General features: G+C 51.1%; 2 protein-coding genes. Both read right to left on the bottom strand.

The window, feature by feature from the left end; translation table 11 throughout:
- Window positions 1-237 precede the first annotated feature (237 nt).
- On the bottom strand, window positions 238-939 hold the full coding sequence (locus tag B7Y67_RS18190; protein WP_293599839.1) for a haloacid dehalogenase type II: 702 nt from the start codon (window positions 937-939) through the stop codon (window positions 238-240).
- Window positions 940-957: 18 nt separating this feature from the next.
- On the bottom strand, window positions 958-1,359 hold a 402-nt coding region (locus B7Y67_RS18185), incomplete at its 5' end, for a glutathione binding-like protein (RefSeq protein ID WP_293599838.1).

Raw genomic sequence — 1,359 nt, 5'->3', positions numbered from 1 at the left:
AGCCATGAAAAATGTCATGAGTTTTGGGACCAGCCATGGGAAAACAGTAAAAACCACAATACAGGCGGCCGGGTAGGCGATTGAAAGTCGTCTTGCCCATTCTGTCCATCCGCCCTGCAATGCCCATCCACTGAAAGACATGACAGCGGATACACCCGCAACGGACGTCAGAAAACATCCGACCAAGCCTACGCCAATCACTGCCCGAGTGCTTTTAGATGAGTAGATGTCGTCAGATTACTTTAATTCAGGAATTTCAAGAACCTTCTGAAGATCACGGCCCGTGTAAGTGGGCTTGGGACCAATGGTTTCATAAGGAAGTCCCGGCCGATTCACCCAAAGGGTTATGAATCCAAACCAGGTTGCACCCAGCGCATCCCAGGCGTTGCTGGAAACAAAAAGTATTTCGTCTTTTTCTAACGGTATGACATTTTGAACCAGTCCGTAACTCTCAGGTGATGTTTTAAACAGCCTGATGGGGTCAACAGAGATGGTGTGATCGAGCAGATCTTTCATGCCTGCATTTGTCACTGCAGATTCGAGCATTTCCGGGCTGCCGTTCGAAAGAATAGCGGTTGTCAGGCCTTCGTTTCGGAGGTTCTTGAGGACGGCAAGATTTTCGGGGAAAGGCTTCAAGTTGGCATACTGAAGCATCAACTCCTCAACTATGCTGCTTCCGCGGTGCAGCTTCAAACGGTCCAGCGTGTATTCCAGCGCACGTCTGGTGATCTCCCAAAATGGGAGGTAGAACTTGCTGCCCTCGGCCTGGTGTGGGTCTGACTGCGTGATCAGGCGTGTGTACTCTATTTGTTTATCACGCCACATCACTGAGATCGCAGCGCCCTGACCAGGGTAAAGCTGCTCCGCCAATGTCTGTATCGAATAGACGTCAAACAAAGTGCCATAGGCATCAAACACCACTGCCTTGATTTTCATGATCCGGACTGCATTGAAGGGTTAGCGAATAGTTCTGGCATCTTGCCCAAACAAGATGCCCCTGGATTTTTCATCGACTGTCGGCACGGTGTTGATGACCTTGGCCAGTTCATAGGCTTTCACGGTCGCTGACCGGCCACTTATCCTTTCCAGCCATTGCTTCAAGGCGGGGAAGTTTTTCATGTCCTGTCGTTGTCGCTCATGAGGAACGACCCAGGGATAGGCCGCAATGTCGGCAATGGAGTAATCACCGCAGATGTATGCACGACCATCCGACAAACGTTTGTTCAGCACGCCATACAGCCTGGCCGTCTCGTTGACATAGCGGTCCATGGCGTAAGGCAGTTTCTCAGGCGCGTACTGAACAAAATGGTGGTTTTGTCCAGCCATGGGGCCCAGGCCGCCCATTTGCCAAAACAGCCA

The organism is Polynucleobacter sp. 35-46-11 (assembly GCF_002281105.1).
This window is presented reverse-complemented; position numbering and strand designations above follow the sequence as displayed.